The sequence below is a fragment of the Micromonospora sp. SD19 genome, assembly GCF_054462275.1.
This window is the reverse complement of the sequence record NZ_JBTLMN010000002.1, coordinates 235,923-250,466: the sequence shown is the minus strand read 5'-3', so window position 1 is coordinate 250,466 and position 14,544 is coordinate 235,923. Positions and strand designations below refer to the sequence as shown.

The following is a 14,544-nucleotide window of genomic DNA, read 5'->3' as shown; positions in this document are numbered from 1 at the left end:
CAAGGATAGTTGCCGCCGGGCTGGCGGCGGCGGATGGTGGTGACAGCCGACAGAACACGAGGGGGACGAACCGGTGGACGAGACATACGACGTGGTGGTGGTGGGCGGCGGCGCTGCCGGGCTCAGCGGCGCCCTGGCGCTGAGCCGGGCCCGACGGTCGGTGCTGGTGATCGACTCCGGTGAGCCGCGGAACGCGCCCGCCGACCGGATACACAACTACCTGGGCCGGGAGGGAACGCCGCCCGGTGAGCTGCTCGCGGTCGGACGGGCCGAGGTGGCCGGGTACGGCGGGCAGTTCCGCACCGGGCGGGTGCGCAGCGCCACCCGGGACGACGACGGGTTCCAGCTCAGCCTCGACGACGGCGAGCCGGTGCGCGCCCGGCGGCTGCTGGTGACCACCGGGCTGACCGACGAACTGCCCGACGTGCCCGGCCTGGCACAGCGGTGGGGTCGCGACGTGCTGCACTGCCCGTACTGCCACGGCTGGGAGGTTCGGGACCGTCGCATCGGCATCCTGGCGACCGGGCCACTGGCCGTGCACCAGGCGGAAATGTGGCGACAGTGGAGCTCCTCCGTGCTGCTCCTGCTGCACGACACCCCGGCACCGGACGCGGAGACCGCCGAACGGCTCGCCGCCCGCAGCATCACGGTGGTGCCGGGCCCGGTCGCCGCGGTGGAGGTGACCGACGACGTGCTGACCGGGGTACGGCTCGCCGACGGTCGTGTGGTGGCGCTCGACGCGATCGTGGTGGCGACGCGACTGACCCCCCGCGCCGACCTGCTGGTGGGGCTGGGCCTGGCCCCCGAAGAGGTGACGATGGGTGAGCATGTCATGGGTGCCCAGATCCCGGCCGACCCCACCGGCGCGACCGCCGTCCCCGGTGTCTGGGTGGCGGGCAACGTGGCCGACCTCCGGGGACAGGTGATCACGTCCGCCGGGGCCGGGTTGACCGCCGCGGCGGCGATCAACGCCGATCTCATCGCCGAGGAGACCCGCGACGCGGTGGCCGCGTACCGGCAGTTGGTGGCCACGACGTTCGAGGAGCCGGCGTGGGAGGAGCGCTACCAGTCCCGGCCCTCGGTGTGGAGTGGGCGGCCGAACCCGCAGTTGGTCGCCGAGGTCACCGACCTGACCCCGGGGCGCGCGCTGGACGTGGGCAGCGGCGAGGGCGCCGACGCGGTGTGGCTGGCCACGCGTGGCTGGCAGGTGACGGCGGTGGACATCTCCAGCACGGCGCTGAGCCGGGCGGCCGCGAACGCCGAGGCCGCCGGCGTCGGTGACCGGATCGAGTTCACCCACGTCGACCTGCGGGACAAGCCGCCCGCCGAGCAGGCGTACGACCTGGTGTCCGCGCAGTTCATGCACCTGCCTCGGCAGCAGCGGCAGGAGTTGTTCGCCCGGTTGGCCGCGGCGGTGGCACCGGGCGGCGTCCTGCTGATCGTCGGCCACCACCCGTCTGACCTGTGGGGGGCGGCGCACCGGATGCACATGCCGGACGCGATGTACACCGCGCAGGAGGTGGCCGCCGATCTGGACCCGATCCACTGGGAGGTGCTGACGGCGGAGGAACGCGCCCGCCTCGCCACCAACCCCGACGGCGAGGACGTCACCCACCACGACGCGGTCCTGGTCGCCCGCCGACGCTGACCCGCACCGGCCCGTCGCCCCGCGTCCGCACGTCGACCTGCGTCGATCATGGACTTTCCCCGGATGACAAAGGTGGTGGAGCAGCACCTTTCCGGCACCACGAGTCCGTGATCGGCGCGGGAACGGGGGAACGCGGGGCGACAACGTGAGAGGGGGTGGGGCAGGACTTCGCATGAGGTCCGCTCGGCGGTAGCGTTGCGCCACACTGACGGCCCGTGGGGCAGGCGACCGCCGACCCTGACGCCCCGATCGTACGGAGGATGGTGCATGTCCATCGGCGCTGAGCCGCACGCAGCACGCGACGATGCGGCCTCCCGGCCGAGCTTCGAGCTCGCCCTGCGCGGATACGACAAACGCCAGGTGGACCGGCACCTGGAGCAGCTCGACGGTCAGATCGCGATGCTGAGCGGGGAGCACGGGCGTTCCGCCGTCCGAGTCCGTGAGTTGACCGCCGAGGTGCAGCGGCTGCGTGCCGAACTGGCCGAGCTTCAGGAGCAGCCCGTGCAGGTGGACCGCGCCTCGTTCCACGACCTCGGCCCGATGGTCGGCGAGATCATGGCCCTCGCCGAGAAGCAGGCCGGGATCATCACCGAGTCGGCCACCGACCGGGCGAACGAACTGCGCAGCGAAGCTGAGCGGATCCTCGCCGACACCCGTGAGCGGTCCGCGCAGGCACGTCAGGACCTGGCCGAGGAACTGGCCGCCCGGCGCGCCGAGCAGGAGCAGGCGTACGAGGAGCGGCGCACCCTGGCCGAGGCCGAGTTGACGGCGATCCGCGAGCACGCCGAACAGTTGCGGGCCGACGGTGAGGCCGCGCACGAGCGCGCCCAGCACGAGGCCAAGCGGATCACCGAGCAGAGCGCGCAGCAGCTCAACCAGACCCGGGTGGCCGCCGACGCGCTGATGAAGTCGGCCCGTACCCAGATCCAGCAGGAACTCCAGTCGGCCCGCGCCAAGAACCAGCAGGAGATGGCCCAGTGGCAGGCCAACGTGGAGCGAGAGGTCAACGAACGGCGCACCGTCGCCGAGCAGGACATCGCCGAACAGCAGGCCGCCGCTGAGCAGGAGCTGGCCGAGCAGCGCAGCGCGACCGAGCAGCAGATCGCCGCGCTGCTGGCCGAGGCGCAGCAGCACGTGACCGAGCTGCGCAACCGCGCCGACGAGCAGGCCGCCAGCCAGCAGCAGCAGCTCGCCGCCCTGCAGAAGGAGCTTGACGAGCGCCGGCAGGAGGCCGCGGAGCTGCACGCCGAGCTGGACACCGGCCGCCAGCAGCTCGCCGAGATCCGCCAGGAGGGCGAGGCGCTGGAGAACGAGCTGTCCCGGATGCAGCAGCGGCTCAGTGAGGTCCGCCGGGACCTCACCGCCGAGAACGCCCGCCTGGACGAGGCCCGCCGGGCCGGGGACTCCGCCGAGCGGCACGCCAAGGAGGTCCGCGCCCGCGTGCAGCGGGAGGCCAAGCGGGTGGCCGACCTCGCCGCCGCCGCGGTCATGGCCGCGGCAGCCGGCGGTACGGAGACCGCGGAGTACCCGATGGTGGGTTCCCGCGCCAGCGCCGATCGACCCGCCCCCGAGCGGACCGGTGTCGAGCAGCTCACCGTCGACCGCGTCGGCGTCGACCGGCACGCCACGGAGCGAGCCCCGGTGGCCGACGCCGACGCCGATCGCGCCACGTCCGACCGCTCCCCTGTCGACAGTGGCCCCGCCGACCAGGCCCCGGCCGAGCAGGTGGACGGCGACCCGGCCGAGCAGGTGAACGGTGAGCACGGTGGCGCGGCGGTGGTGGCGGACGAGTCGGTGGCGCCGGACGCTACTGCTGCCCGTGAGGTGAGTGCCGACGCCGAGCCGATCTTCCCCCGGCACATCGGCACCGACGCGCCGACGCCCGTGCCGTTCCTGGCCTTCGGGCAGCCGGTCAGTGAGAACGGCGCCGCCCGGCACTGACCTCAGCAGCGGTTGCACCCGGGCCCGGAGCACCTCCGCACGGGCCCGGGTCGACCGCCCGGGGTTGGCAGCCAGGTCCGTTGTCCGTAGTGTGCGGCGGTGACGAGAAGCGAGCGACTCGCCGACCAACTGGACCGGCACTGGCGCAAGAACCTGCGACCGCGGCTGGACGATCTGACGGATGAGGAGTACTTCTGGGAGCCGGTGCCCGGCTGCTGGAGCATCCGCCCACGTGGCACGTCGGCCGCACCGATGTCAGCAGGTTCGGGGGCATGGACGGTGGACCACGCGTCCCCTGACCCGGTACCGGCGCCGGTGACCACCATTGCCTGGCGGTTGGCGCACATCATCGTCTCCTGCCTGGGTTATCGGGTCGGATGGCACTTCGGCGGCCAGGACGTCGACTCGCAGACCTTCGCCTACGCGGGGACCGCTGACGAGGCGCTGCACCAGCTCGACGAGATGTACGGCAGATGGAACGCCGGAGTCCGCGAGCTCTCGGACGCGGACCTGGAGAATCCGCCGCTGGTGGGTACCGAGCGGTTTCCGATGGAGGGCATCGTCCTGCACGTCAACCGGGAGCTGATCCATCACGGCGCCGAGATCTCCCTGCTGCGCGACCTCTACCGCTGGCAGGACACAGACGTGGCTCACGACGGAGGCTGAGCCGACCGGGCGAGATACCGCCGCAACTCGGCGGCCTCCCCGTCGGTGAGGACGGGGGCGAAGTCGAGGTGCTCACCGGGCGATCTGATCCAGCGGTACGCCGAACAGGCGGGCCGCACCCTGGCGTGCCACCGTGCGCACCTCCCGCAGGCTGCCGGTGGCGCCGGCCAGCACCTCCCCGTCAGGTCCTTCGACCAGCACCGCGTACGACCGATCCGGCTCATGGCGGACCCGGGCACGGAACTGCGGCGGGATGTCAGGCATCCACCGATGATCCCTCACCGGGCTCGCCGCGTGGGTCCTCGGCACCTGGTCAGGGTCCGGGTGGATTCTGCGCGGAACCGGATCGCCGCGCCCGACGGAGCTGGCAGGCTGGGCTGGCCGCCGTGCACCAGCGGTGGCCGCCGGCCTGGCCGGTGACCGAGAGGAGCGCCGGGTGACCGACCAACCGGAGGAGTTCGACCTGCTCGTCGTCGGTGGCGGCAAGGCCGGGAAGACGTTGAGCATGGACGTCGCCCGATCCGGGCAGCGGGTCGCCATGGTCGAGCGCGGCATGATCGGCGGCAGCTGCATCAACGTCGCCTGCATCCCGACCAAGGCGTTGGTGACCAGCGCGCGGGCCGCCCGCCAACTGCGGGACGCGTCGGCGCTCGGCCTCACTGTCGACGGCGGCCGGGTCGACGTGGACCTGTTGCGCGCGCACAAGCAGGACGTGGTCGAGGGGATGGTCGCCGCCAACCGGCAGCAGTTCCTCGACTCCGGCCTGCACCTGGTGATCGGCGAGGCCCGGTTCGTCGGCCCACGGACCGTCCGGGTGGCCCTCGCCGACGGTGGCGAGCGGCTGCTGCGCGGCACCGACGTCGTGATCAACACGGGGACCCGCCCCCATCTGCCGTCGGTGCCCGGGATGGCCGAGGCCGGGGTGCTCACCAGCGACGAGCTGCTGCGCCTGGATCGGCTGCCGGCCCGGCTGGTGGTGCTCGGCGGCGGCACCGTCGGGGTGGAGTTCGCGCAGATGTTCGCGTCGTTCGGCAGCGCGGTGACGCTGGTCGAGGGCGGTCCACGGCTGCTCACCCGGGAGGATCCCGACGTGAGCGACGCGGTGATGCGCGTCTTCCTCGACGACGGCATCGACGTACGGGTGGGTGTGGCGGTAGCGCGCATCGAGCGGGACCCCGACGGCGCGTTGCGGGTGACGCTGGACGACGGCGGCGTGGTGATCGGGGACGACGTGCTGGTGGCGGCCGGCCGGGAACCGGTCACTGACGGGCTCGGCCTGGACGTCGCCGGCGTACGGCTCAGCGAACGGGGCTTCGTGGAGGTCGACGACCACCTGCGCACCAGCGCCGAGCACACCTGGGCGGCCGGAGACGTCGCCGGCAGCCCCCAGTTCACCCACGTCTCGTTGGACGACTACCGGATCATCAGGGCGAACCTCGCGGGAGGCCGGCGCAGCACCGCCGACCGGCTGATCCCGTACACCGTCTTCACCACCCCGGAGCTGGCCCGGGTCGGGCTGACCGAGACCGAGGCGCGCCGCGCCGGGTACGACGTCCAGGTCGCCCACCTGCCGGTCGCCGCCATCCCCCGGGCCCGCACCCTGCGTCAGACCCGGGGCATGTGGAAGGCGGTCATCGACACCGGCACCGACCGGATCCTCGGCGCGGCGCTGCTCGGCCCCGAGGCCGGCGAGGTGATCACCTCCGTGCAGCTGGCCATGCTCGCCGCGATGCCGTGGACCGCCCTGCGGGACGCGGTCATCACCCACCCGACCATGACCGAGGGCCTCAACCTGCTGTTCGCCTCGCTGGAGTCCCGCCCGGTCCGCTGAGCGCCGCTCGACCAACCGTGCACCGGCTACCCGGCGATCTCGTCGCGTACCCGTTGCTGGAAGGCGCGGGCCTGCGCCCCGGTGGGCGGCGGCCCGCCGTGCCGCGCGGCGACCGCCTGCCGGATGACCTCGGCCGGGTCCCCCGCGTCGATCAGCCGCTGACCGGCCGCCGTCTTGGCGAGCCAGATGCCGTCGCGGTGGCGCACCAGCGATCGGCAGGCCCCGAGCACGGCGTCCTCGGTGCCGGGTGCGGGTTGGTCGGCGGGCGGTGTGGGTAGGGCGAGCCACCAGGTCAGCGCCTCGACGAGCAGCCGGCGCAGGTCGGCCGGGGCGAGGTCGGCGAAGACCTCCCCCGCTGGCGGCCCGAGCAGCGCGAGTCCGCTCTGGTGCAGGATGCTGCGGTCGAGGCCGTACCAGAACCGGCCGTCGGCGACCGGGCGGTCGGCGGGGTCGAGGGTGCGCCGGAACGGCATGCCGGCCCCGGTGTTCAGTTCGACCTCGAAGCCGGGCTCGGGGGTGCCGGAGGCGGCCACCGCCCGGTCGTAGACCACCAACTCCAGCCCGCGCGCCGGGCAGGGCAGCGCCTCGTGCCGCAGCCGCGCGACCAGCGCCTGCTTGGCGTCGGTGCTGAGCGGCCCGGCGCTGAGCAGCGCCACGTCCACGTCGCTGCGACCGGGCTGGTACGCCCCGAGCCCGACCGAGCCGGCGGCGTACGCCCCAACCAGGTCGGTGCCGAGCACGTCCCGGGCGGTGCTGACCAGGTCGTCGAGGTAGCGCTGAAGATCGGAGTGCACGGGCCATCATGGCGCACGGCTCGGAACCGGGCGGCACTACCCCGCGTAGAGCAGCAGCAGACCGGCGACGGTGTAGGTGACCATGAGTGCCAGCAGGGGCAGTTGGCCGGCCACCGCCCGGGCCCGGGGGAACAGGTACAGTGCGCGGTCGTGGGCGAGCAGGGTGCCGAGCAGGTGTCCGAGGACGATGACGGTGATCTGCAGGGTGGCCACCCCGGAGGGCGTGACCAGCGCGGTGTGCGGTTCCCAGTCGGCGGTGCCGAGCCAGTTGGCACCGGTGCCCAGCGGGTCGGAGAGCAACGCGACGGTGCGCTGGCCCTCCAGGATCAGCAGCGAGTAGTAGTGCGCCACCACGTACCCGACCGCGATCGGCACGATGGAGTGGGCGATCTCGCCCGGCACGGCACGGGCCTCGGCCGGGTCGGCGCGACCGATGCGCGCCGCGGCGCCGGTGGCGGCGAGGTACGCCACCGCGACGGCGGCGATGACGAGGCTCAGGCCGGCGCTGCCGGTGACCGCCGGGTGCAGGCCGTTCTCCTGGCTGAAGCGCAACCAGCCCGGCGCGTTGGAGAGGCTGTCGTACATGGTCGAGCCGAGCAGCACGATCACCACGGCGACCAGCCCGGGGCGGGGACGCAGACCGGCGATCCCGTCGAGCGGGTTGCGCCACACCAGGACGCCGTCGGCGGCCCGGCCGAGCGGGGCGAGCTGACCGATCAGGGTGCTGTACGCCTCGAACGGGTCGGCGTGGTCGAACCAGCCGGCGCCGAACACCACCGCGCCGACCAGCAGGAGCACCGCGTACCCGGCCAGCCAGGCGGTGATGACCGGCAGGGTGGCCCGGTCGGGGGCGACCAGTTCCAGCCAGACGAACCCGAACAGGGTGGCGGCGGCGGGCCACCATCCGACCCCGTCGGGCAGTTCACGCAGCCCACGGTGCGGGTCTCGCCGCGCGGCCAGCGCGGCGAGCAGGTGCACGGTGCGCAGCGGGTTGACCGCCCGCCAGACCGGGCCGAGCAGCAGCGACAGCGGTGCCAGCCCGACCCAGAGCAGGACGTAGAGCGTGCCGGCCGTCGGGTTGTCAGCGGTGTCCGGCCCGCCCAGCAGGCCGAGGCAGAACCAGGCCGCGGCGAGCAGGCCGAGCCCGCGCAGCGCCCACCGGACGGCCTGCGCGTCGACGAGTCGAGCGAGCCAGCGCGGCACGGGACGACCGCCGCTGGCGTCCCGGTCGAGCCGGGGTTCGCGCCACAGCACACCCAGTGCCACGAACGTGACGACGAGGGTCAGCGCGGCGGCGACGACGAGCTGCGGCAGCGTGATCGGCAGGTCCTGGCGGCCACCGACACCGTGGGCCAGCAGCGTGGGAGCGGCCGTCATGCCGCTCAGCGGACGACGAGCTGGAAGAGCACCAGCTCGGAGTCGTGCGTCTCCACCTCGAACAGTCCGGTCTGGTCGGCGCGGAACTCGACCGAGCCGGGCGTGCCGGCCGGCAGCCGGGCGCCCAGGTCGTAGCCGTGCACGTGCAACTCGTCGGACACGTCGGAGGTGACAGTGATCCGGACCAGCTCGCCCTTACTGACGGTGACCCGCCCGGTCGGCGGATCGACCCGCCGCTTCGCGATCGTCACGGTGATCTGTCGGTCCACCGCCGGGGTGCTGGCGGCGGCGCTGGGGGTGCCGGTGGCCGTCGGGGCGGGTGCGGTGGGGGTGGCGCCCGACGGGCCGGCGGACGTCGGCGCCGTCGAGGGGGTGCCCACCGAGGGGTCGTCGTCCTGCCCGCAACCGGCGAGGAGCAGGGCGGCGAGGGCGACGGCGGCGACGGTCGCGGCGGTGCGGGCGGCGGGGGTGCGGACGAACACGGGTGGACTCCGAACGACGCGAGGGGGACGGGTGTCGGTTTGATCGTCGGGGAGGAGAACTCTACGTCTTGTTCGGTGCCGGGGAAATGACCATGATGAACGAATGCGATCGAAGCTGGTCACTGTGCGTAAGGTTCTGAGCCGTACCGTGGCGGCGCTGGCAGCGGCCCTGGCGGTGTCGCTGCTGCTGCCGGTCGCCCCGGCGTACGCGCACGGCCAGCTGGCGACCTCCACCCCGCTGACCGGCACCGTGGTACGCGAGCCGCTGACGCAGCTGGCGTTGTACTTCACCGAGAAGCCGGCCTCGAACGCGCACTTCGCCGTCACCGGGCCGGACGGGTCGCGAGTGGACAGTGGCTGGTCGCACGGTGAGCCGAAGCGACTGGACAAGCCGGTCACCGAGTACTTCATGGTCAATGGCGTGTTCGAGCCACGGCTGTACCACACCGGCTTCCCGGCCATGGTGACCGTCGCCCACTGGCCGGCGAAGGGCCGTTACACCGCCAGCTATCTCTCCGTGGCCTCCGACGGTGAGGCGGTGCGGGGCGAGGTGAGCTTCGACTACCAGGGCCCCGGCACGCCTGCCCCGGCCGGTTGGTCACCGCCCACGGCGGGGCCGGATCCGGCGCTGCTCGCCCAGGCCGAGGGTGAGGGCTCGACCAACCCCGGAGCCACCGGCAGCCCGGTCGCCCCCACCGACGCGGCGGCGGACGACCCGGCCGGCGCCGCCCCGGAGCAACGTGACGGCGGCTTTCCGGCCTGGCTGGTCCCGGCCCTGATCGTCGTGGTGGTCTCGGCGGTGGTGTTGCTGGCGGCCCGCCGTCGACCGGCGGCGCGGGGCGCCTCCCCGGCGGGCCGCCGGCCGGCCGGCCCGGCGGGTCGGGGCGCAGGCGCCCGCAAGGCCGCGGGTCCGACTCGGAAGACCGGTGCCCGGACGGGTGGTCCGGCGCGGCGCGGACGGCGGTAGCCACCGCAGCAACCGGCATTCTTCGCGTACCGCCTCGAACTTTCGCACGGACATAGGAAACTTTTGATGTATCGAGGTGAAGCCATGGACAGTGCAATCGAAACACCTTAATGTCTCGACCCATCAACCCGGTGTTTCCGCACTGTCACTCGTCGGCGTCGAGGACGTTACGGAGCCGGGGCCGACGGTCATCCTCACCGCTGATCCACGCCGGCCGTCGGGCACTCCACTGCCTCCTGGAGGAACGATGGGCACACCCCTGCTACGCCGACTCCACCATCCCGTCCTCGGTGCGCTGGCGCTCGTCCTCGCCGCCGGCCTCTGGGCCGTCCCCGCCACCGCCGCCCCCGCGCAGGAACCGGGCGTCACACTGCGCGTCTTCGACGTGCAGGTGCCGCTGTCCGAGCTGTGCACCCTCAAGCCCGCCCAGACCCCGAACGTGGACAAGCTGATGTCCACCATCAACTGGACCTCGGCGGCCGACTTCGGCTTCGAGGACAACTTCGTCTCGCAGGTGCTCGGCAACATCACCACCACCCAGGCCGGCAGCTACACGTTCCGGCTCAGCAGCGACGACGGATCCAAACTGTCCATCGACAATGCCGTGGTGATCAACCACGACGGGCTGCACGGCGCCACCCCGCCCAAGGAGGGAACCGTCACCCTCACCGCCGGCCTGCACCCGCTGCGCATCGACCACTTCGAGCGCGGCGGTGGACAGCAGATCATCCTGGAGTGGAAGACGCCCGGCTCGTCGGCCTTCGTGGTCGTACCGAACTCGGCGCTGAGCACCGACGCCGGCGTGGTCCGGGTGACCGCGCCCGGCCGCAAGGAGTGCGAAGGGGTCTTCGACTCCCCCGGCGACGGGCTGCCGCTGACCGGCGTGCACCCCGGCTACACGCTGACCAACCTGCGGCCCAGCGGCTTCCAGCCGAAGGTCACCGGGATGGACTGGCTGGCCGACGGCCGGCTCGTCATCAGCACCTGGGGCGGTAGCGACCAGTCCGGCACCTCCCAGGACGGCGAGGTCTGGATCCTCGGCAACACCGGCGGCTCGACCAGCCCAGGCACCGTCACCACCAAGAAGATCGCCGGCGGCCTGAAGGAACCGATGGGGCTCAAGGTCGTCGACGGGGTGGTCTACGTGACCGAGAAACAGCGGTTGACCCGGCTGGTGAACACCGGCGGCGACGAGGCGGCCGAGCGCCTGGAAACCGTTGCCACCTGGCCCTACGGCGGCAACTTCCACGAGTTCGCCTTCGGCCTGCTCTACGCCGACGGGTTCTTCTACCTGAACCTGTCGGTGTCGATCAACTCCGGCGGCGCCACCACCAACCCGCAACCCGCCACCAACCGGGGCACCACCATCAAGGTCAACAAGGACACCGGCGCGGTCAGTTACGTCGCCGGCGGCCTGCGTACGCCGCACGGCATCGGCTGGGGTCCGGAGGGCGGCCTCTTCGTCACCGACAACCAGGGCGGCTGGCTGCCCTCGTCGAAGCTGGTGCACGTCAAGCAGGGCCGGTTCTTCAACCACTACACGAACCCGGCGGGGCCGTTCGACACCGCCCCGGTCACGCAGCCGGTGCTCTGGATGCCGCAGAACGAGATCGCCAACTCGCCCAGCACGCCGCTCTACCTGACCAGCGGCCGGTACGCCGGCCAGTTCGTGATCGGCGACGTGACCTACGGTGGCCTGCAACGGGCGAACGTGGAGAAGGTCAACGGCGAGTACCAGGGCGCCCTGTTCCGGCTCACCCAGGGCCTGGAGGCGGGTGTCTCCGAGGTCAACATCGGCCCGGACGGCGCGATCTACGTCGGCGGGCTCGGCGCGGGCGGCAACTGGGGCCAGAGCGGCAAACTGTCGTACGGCCTGCAGAAGCTCACCCCGAACAGTTCCACCACGTTCGAGATGCTCGCGATGCGCGCCACCACCACCGGCTTCGAGGTGGAGTACACCCAGCCCGTCTCGGCGGGGACCGCCGCCGAACTGGCCGCGCGCTACAAGATCAAGCAATGGCGGTACGTGGCGACGTCGGCCTACGGCGGGCCGAAGATCGACGAGGAGACGCTGACCGTCACCTCGGCCACCCTTTCCTCGGACGGAAAGAAGGTCACCCTGGTGGTGCCCGGTCGCAAGGCCGGTCGGGTGGTGCACCTGCGCTCGCCGCGCCCGTTCACCTCCACCACCGGCCAGTCACTGTGGAGCACCGAGGCGTGGTACACGCTCAACTCCATCCCGGGCAGTCCGCCACCGCCGAGCGGCGGCACCATCACCGGCGTCGGCGGCAGGTGCCTGGACGTCGACAACTCGGGCACCGCCGACGGTACGAAGATCCAGCTCTGGACCTGCAACAACACCGCCGCGCAGTCGTGGACCCGGGTCGGCGACACCTACCGCGCGCTCGGCAAGTGCCTGGACGTGGACAATGCGGGCACCGCGAACGGCACGAAGATCCAGCTCTGGACCTGCAACGGCACCGGCGCGCAGGTCTGGCAACCGCAGAGCGACGGGTCGATCCGCAACCCGCAGTCCGGGAAGATCATGGAGGCCGCCGGCGGCAACACCGCCGAGGGCACCCAGATCCAGCTCGGCACCTATGCGGGCGGCGCACACCAGAAGTGGGTGGTCAGCAGCGGGGTGACCGGCTGACAGTCGGACGTGGGGGCGTGGCCTGATCGGCGGGTCAGGCCGCGCCCCGGCCCTTTGGCCGCAGGTCACCGGCGAGCAACGCGGACGCCGCCAGCGCCGCGGCCAGCACCCCGGTCACCGCGATGACGAATCCGCGCTCGGCGCCGCGGGGCGCCAACGCGACCCCGACGGCCAGCGCGGCGAGCGCCGCCACCGCCATCATCAGGCGGGCGGCGTCCGCGAGGCGCACCGCCCGGCGGCGGGCCGCGACCATGATGGTCAGCACGCCGAGCGCGCCGGCCGCTCCGATGATCGACCAGGACAGCCCCAGAGCGCGGGTCGGCGCGTCGACAGCTGTCGTCCCGGCGTACGCCAGCAGGCCGAAGGCGACGACCAGCAGACCGCCACGCCGCCGGGCCCGCGCGGCGTCCACACCCTCCGGGGTACGCGTCGCCATCGCCTGACCTCCACGGTTGACCGCTGTCGCACCGGCATCATCCCCCGGTCGGCCCCGCGCGGAGAAGACCCCCGCCCCGGCATCCTGTGGGAGGCGCTCCGAGGCGTCGGTCAGGGGCCGTGCGGCAGCGGCTGCGCCAGCGCCCGCAGGTCCGCCGGCAACTGGGCCAGCGCGTCCTCGAACTCCCGGTGCCCGACCACCCGGTGCATCGTCTGCAACACCGCGCGGGTGCCCCGCTCGGCGGTTGGGCGGTCGATCCCGGCGCGGTCGGCCACCCGGCGCAGGAACTCGTCGTAGTCGAACGTTTCGGCCGGCTCGGCCGCCTTGACCAGCAGCGGGCTCAGTTCGTCGGCCAGGTGGGGGGCCAACGCGCCCGCCTCCCCGCCGCTGAGCCGCTCGGTGAGGGTCCGCAGGACCGCCTCGGTGAGCGGGCGCGCCTGCTCCGGCGAAACATTCGCGCGTGCCGCAACCTTGTCGACGAACGCCAGCTCGGCCATGTCCCCGCCCTTCGCCTCGGAGACGCGTGGCTACCCGGGCCACGCGGCAGCAAACCCGGCGGCCGGCGCGATGGTTCTGCTGGTTGCCCCGCGCGACGCCGTCGGCTTCTCGTACGGTGAGGTCGGACCGGGAACCCGACGGCTGCCCGACGGCGGCCCGTGCCGCAGGAGGAGCAGATGGCCCTCGACCTGCCAGACGTGATCGACCGGTACTTCCGGGCCGTCAACGACCGGGACCTGGACGCCTTCGTCGCCTGCTTCGCCGACACCGCCAGCGTCGCCGACGAGGACCGGCTGTACGACGGGCGGGCCTCGATCCGCTCCTGGCGGCAGAAGAGCATGGACGCGTACTCGTACACCGCCGAGCCGGTCCGCCTCACCCCGCAGGCGGGCGATTCGTACCTGGCCCTCACGCGGGTGTCCGGCGACTTCCCCGGCAGCCCGGTCGAGCTGCGGTACCGGTTCACGCTGCGCGACGGGCTGATCGGCGCCCTGGACATCCGTCAGTGACGGCGAACCCGTCCACCGGCCCGACGGCAGCACCGTGCCGCGAAGTCCGCCCCGGCCGCGCGGTGACCGTGTCCGGCCAGCGAGCCCAGCCGGGCGGTCCGGCCCGCAGGTGATCAACCGCCGAACGGACGAGACGGCCAACGGGTCAGTGGATGACATGATGTGAAGAACAGCTGTCGCTACGAGAAGGGTTCCGGCTGCCCGATGGCGCACTTCGAGGCTCGCACGCCGACGACACCCGCGTGGATCGCGGTGCCGCCGGCCGGGCAGCCGCGTCGGGCGGGCTGATGCCGGGAGAGCGACGGGAGGCCGTGGCCGAGCAGAATGTCCCGACCCACGCCACAGACACCATGGCGTACCAGGTCGCGACCGACGTGCGAGCGCTGCGCGCGTTCGTCAGCGCCGGGGCGCTGGCCCGCGGCCTGTCGGCCGAGCGGGTGGAGCTGTTGACGCTGGCGGTCAGCGAGCTGGCCACCAACACGTTGCAGCACACCACCGGCGGCGGCTGGGTCCGGCTCTGGGCGGAGTCGGGTCAGCTGTTCTGCGACGTGGTCGACCACGGGCCGGCGCGGGCGTTCGGGCGGAGCATGCCGGCCGCCGACTCGGTACGCGGTCGCGGGCTGGCCATCGTCGAGCAGATCTGTGACGAGGTGGCGGTGCTCACCGGCCCCGGAGAGACCGTCGTACGGATTCGCCTGAGTCTGTGAACGTCGGCGGCGATCCCCGCCCACGCGGGCCACGA

At 72.7% G+C, this 14,544-nt stretch carries 14 protein-coding genes; 8 read left to right on the top strand and 6 right to left on the bottom strand.

The annotated features are described in order from the left end of the window. The first annotated feature begins 73 nt into the window (after nucleotides 1-73). The 3 genes from ACX27O_RS08335 (at nucleotide 74) to ACX27O_RS08325 (ending at nucleotide 4,255) form a co-directional block, all read left to right on the top strand. Nucleotides 74-1,648, top strand: a complete 1,575-nt coding sequence (locus ACX27O_RS08335; RefSeq protein WP_357634724.1) for a bifunctional NAD(P)/FAD-dependent oxidoreductase/class I SAM-dependent methyltransferase — start codon at nucleotides 74-76, stop codon at nucleotides 1,646-1,648. A 267-nt stretch (nucleotides 1,649-1,915) separates the two neighbouring features. Further along, nucleotides 1,916-3,589: a coiled-coil domain-containing protein gene (locus ACX27O_RS08330; protein WP_358128238.1), complete on the top strand. Its 1,674-nt coding sequence runs from the start codon at nucleotides 1,916-1,918 to the stop codon at nucleotides 3,587-3,589. Between the two features lie 99 nt (nucleotides 3,590-3,688). Then, nucleotides 3,689-4,255 carry a DinB family protein gene (locus ACX27O_RS08325; RefSeq protein ID WP_458939184.1) on the top strand — a complete coding sequence of 189 codons (567 nt, stop codon included), beginning with the start codon at nucleotides 3,689-3,691 and terminating at the stop codon, nucleotides 4,253-4,255. Nucleotides 4,256-4,327: 72 nt separating this feature from the next. Here the strand turns inward: ACX27O_RS08325 and ACX27O_RS08320 are convergent, their stop codons facing one another. Next, nucleotides 4,328-4,519, bottom strand: coding sequence for a hypothetical protein (locus tag ACX27O_RS08320; RefSeq protein WP_357634717.1), 192 nt, complete (start codon nucleotides 4,517-4,519; stop codon nucleotides 4,328-4,330). 172 nt (nucleotides 4,520-4,691) lie between these two features. Here ACX27O_RS08320 and ACX27O_RS08315 point away from each other — a divergent pair, with 172 nt between their 5' ends. Beyond that, on the top strand, nucleotides 4,692-6,086 hold the full coding sequence (locus tag ACX27O_RS08315; RefSeq protein WP_458939183.1) for a dihydrolipoyl dehydrogenase family protein: 1,395 nt from the start codon (nucleotides 4,692-4,694) through the stop codon (nucleotides 6,084-6,086). Nucleotides 6,087-6,112: 26 nt separating this feature from the next. On the opposite strand, the gene ACX27O_RS08310 is transcribed toward ACX27O_RS08315, so the two are convergent. From ACX27O_RS08310 to ACX27O_RS08300, 3 genes are read right to left on the bottom strand one after another with little or no spacing between them, the layout of a single operon-like run. Beyond that, nucleotides 6,113-6,880 carry a nucleotidyltransferase domain-containing protein gene (locus tag ACX27O_RS08310; RefSeq protein ID WP_210861102.1) on the bottom strand — a complete coding sequence of 256 codons (768 nt, stop codon included), beginning with the start codon at nucleotides 6,878-6,880 and terminating at the stop codon, nucleotides 6,113-6,115. Between the two features lie 36 nt (nucleotides 6,881-6,916). Next, complete coding sequence (locus ACX27O_RS08305; RefSeq protein ID WP_210866215.1) at nucleotides 6,917-8,257, bottom strand: hypothetical protein; 1,341 nt, start codon at nucleotides 8,255-8,257, stop codon at nucleotides 6,917-6,919. Nucleotides 8,258-8,262: 5 nt separating this feature from the next. Next, nucleotides 8,263-8,739, bottom strand: a complete 477-nt coding sequence (locus ACX27O_RS08300; protein ID WP_458939182.1) for a cupredoxin domain-containing protein — start codon at nucleotides 8,737-8,739, stop codon at nucleotides 8,263-8,265. A 124-nt stretch (nucleotides 8,740-8,863) separates the two neighbouring features. Here ACX27O_RS08300 and ACX27O_RS08295 point away from each other — a divergent pair, with 124 nt between their 5' ends. Continuing rightward, nucleotides 8,864-9,706 carry a copper resistance CopC family protein gene (locus tag ACX27O_RS08295; RefSeq protein ID WP_458939181.1) on the top strand — a complete coding sequence of 281 codons (843 nt, stop codon included), beginning with the start codon at nucleotides 8,864-8,866 and terminating at the stop codon, nucleotides 9,704-9,706. Between the two features lie 247 nt (nucleotides 9,707-9,953). Then, nucleotides 9,954-12,359: a ricin-type beta-trefoil lectin domain protein gene (locus ACX27O_RS08290; protein WP_458939180.1), complete on the top strand. Its 2,406-nt coding sequence runs from the start codon at nucleotides 9,954-9,956 to the stop codon at nucleotides 12,357-12,359. Between the two features lie 34 nt (nucleotides 12,360-12,393). Here the strand turns inward: ACX27O_RS08290 and ACX27O_RS08285 are convergent, their stop codons facing one another. Further along, nucleotides 12,394-12,795: a hypothetical protein gene (locus ACX27O_RS08285; RefSeq protein WP_210862237.1), complete on the bottom strand. Its 402-nt coding sequence runs from the start codon at nucleotides 12,793-12,795 to the stop codon at nucleotides 12,394-12,396. A 110-nt stretch (nucleotides 12,796-12,905) separates the two neighbouring features. Beyond that, complete coding sequence (locus ACX27O_RS08280) at nucleotides 12,906-13,292, bottom strand: DUF2267 domain-containing protein (RefSeq protein WP_458939179.1); 387 nt, start codon at nucleotides 13,290-13,292, stop codon at nucleotides 12,906-12,908. Nucleotides 13,293-13,469: 177 nt separating this feature from the next. Between ACX27O_RS08280 and ACX27O_RS08275 the strand changes: the two genes are divergently transcribed. Both ACX27O_RS08275 and ACX27O_RS08270 read left to right on the top strand, forming a co-directional pair. Continuing rightward, entirely contained in the window at nucleotides 13,470-13,802 is a 333-nt protein-coding gene (locus tag ACX27O_RS08275) for a nuclear transport factor 2 family protein (RefSeq protein WP_458939178.1), read from the top strand. 242 nt (nucleotides 13,803-14,044) lie between these two features. Next, a complete protein-coding gene (locus ACX27O_RS08270; RefSeq protein ID WP_307857870.1) occupies nucleotides 14,045-14,509 on the top strand; it encodes an ATP-binding protein in 465 nt (154 codons plus the stop codon). The last annotated feature ends 35 nt before the right edge of the window (nucleotides 14,510-14,544 follow it).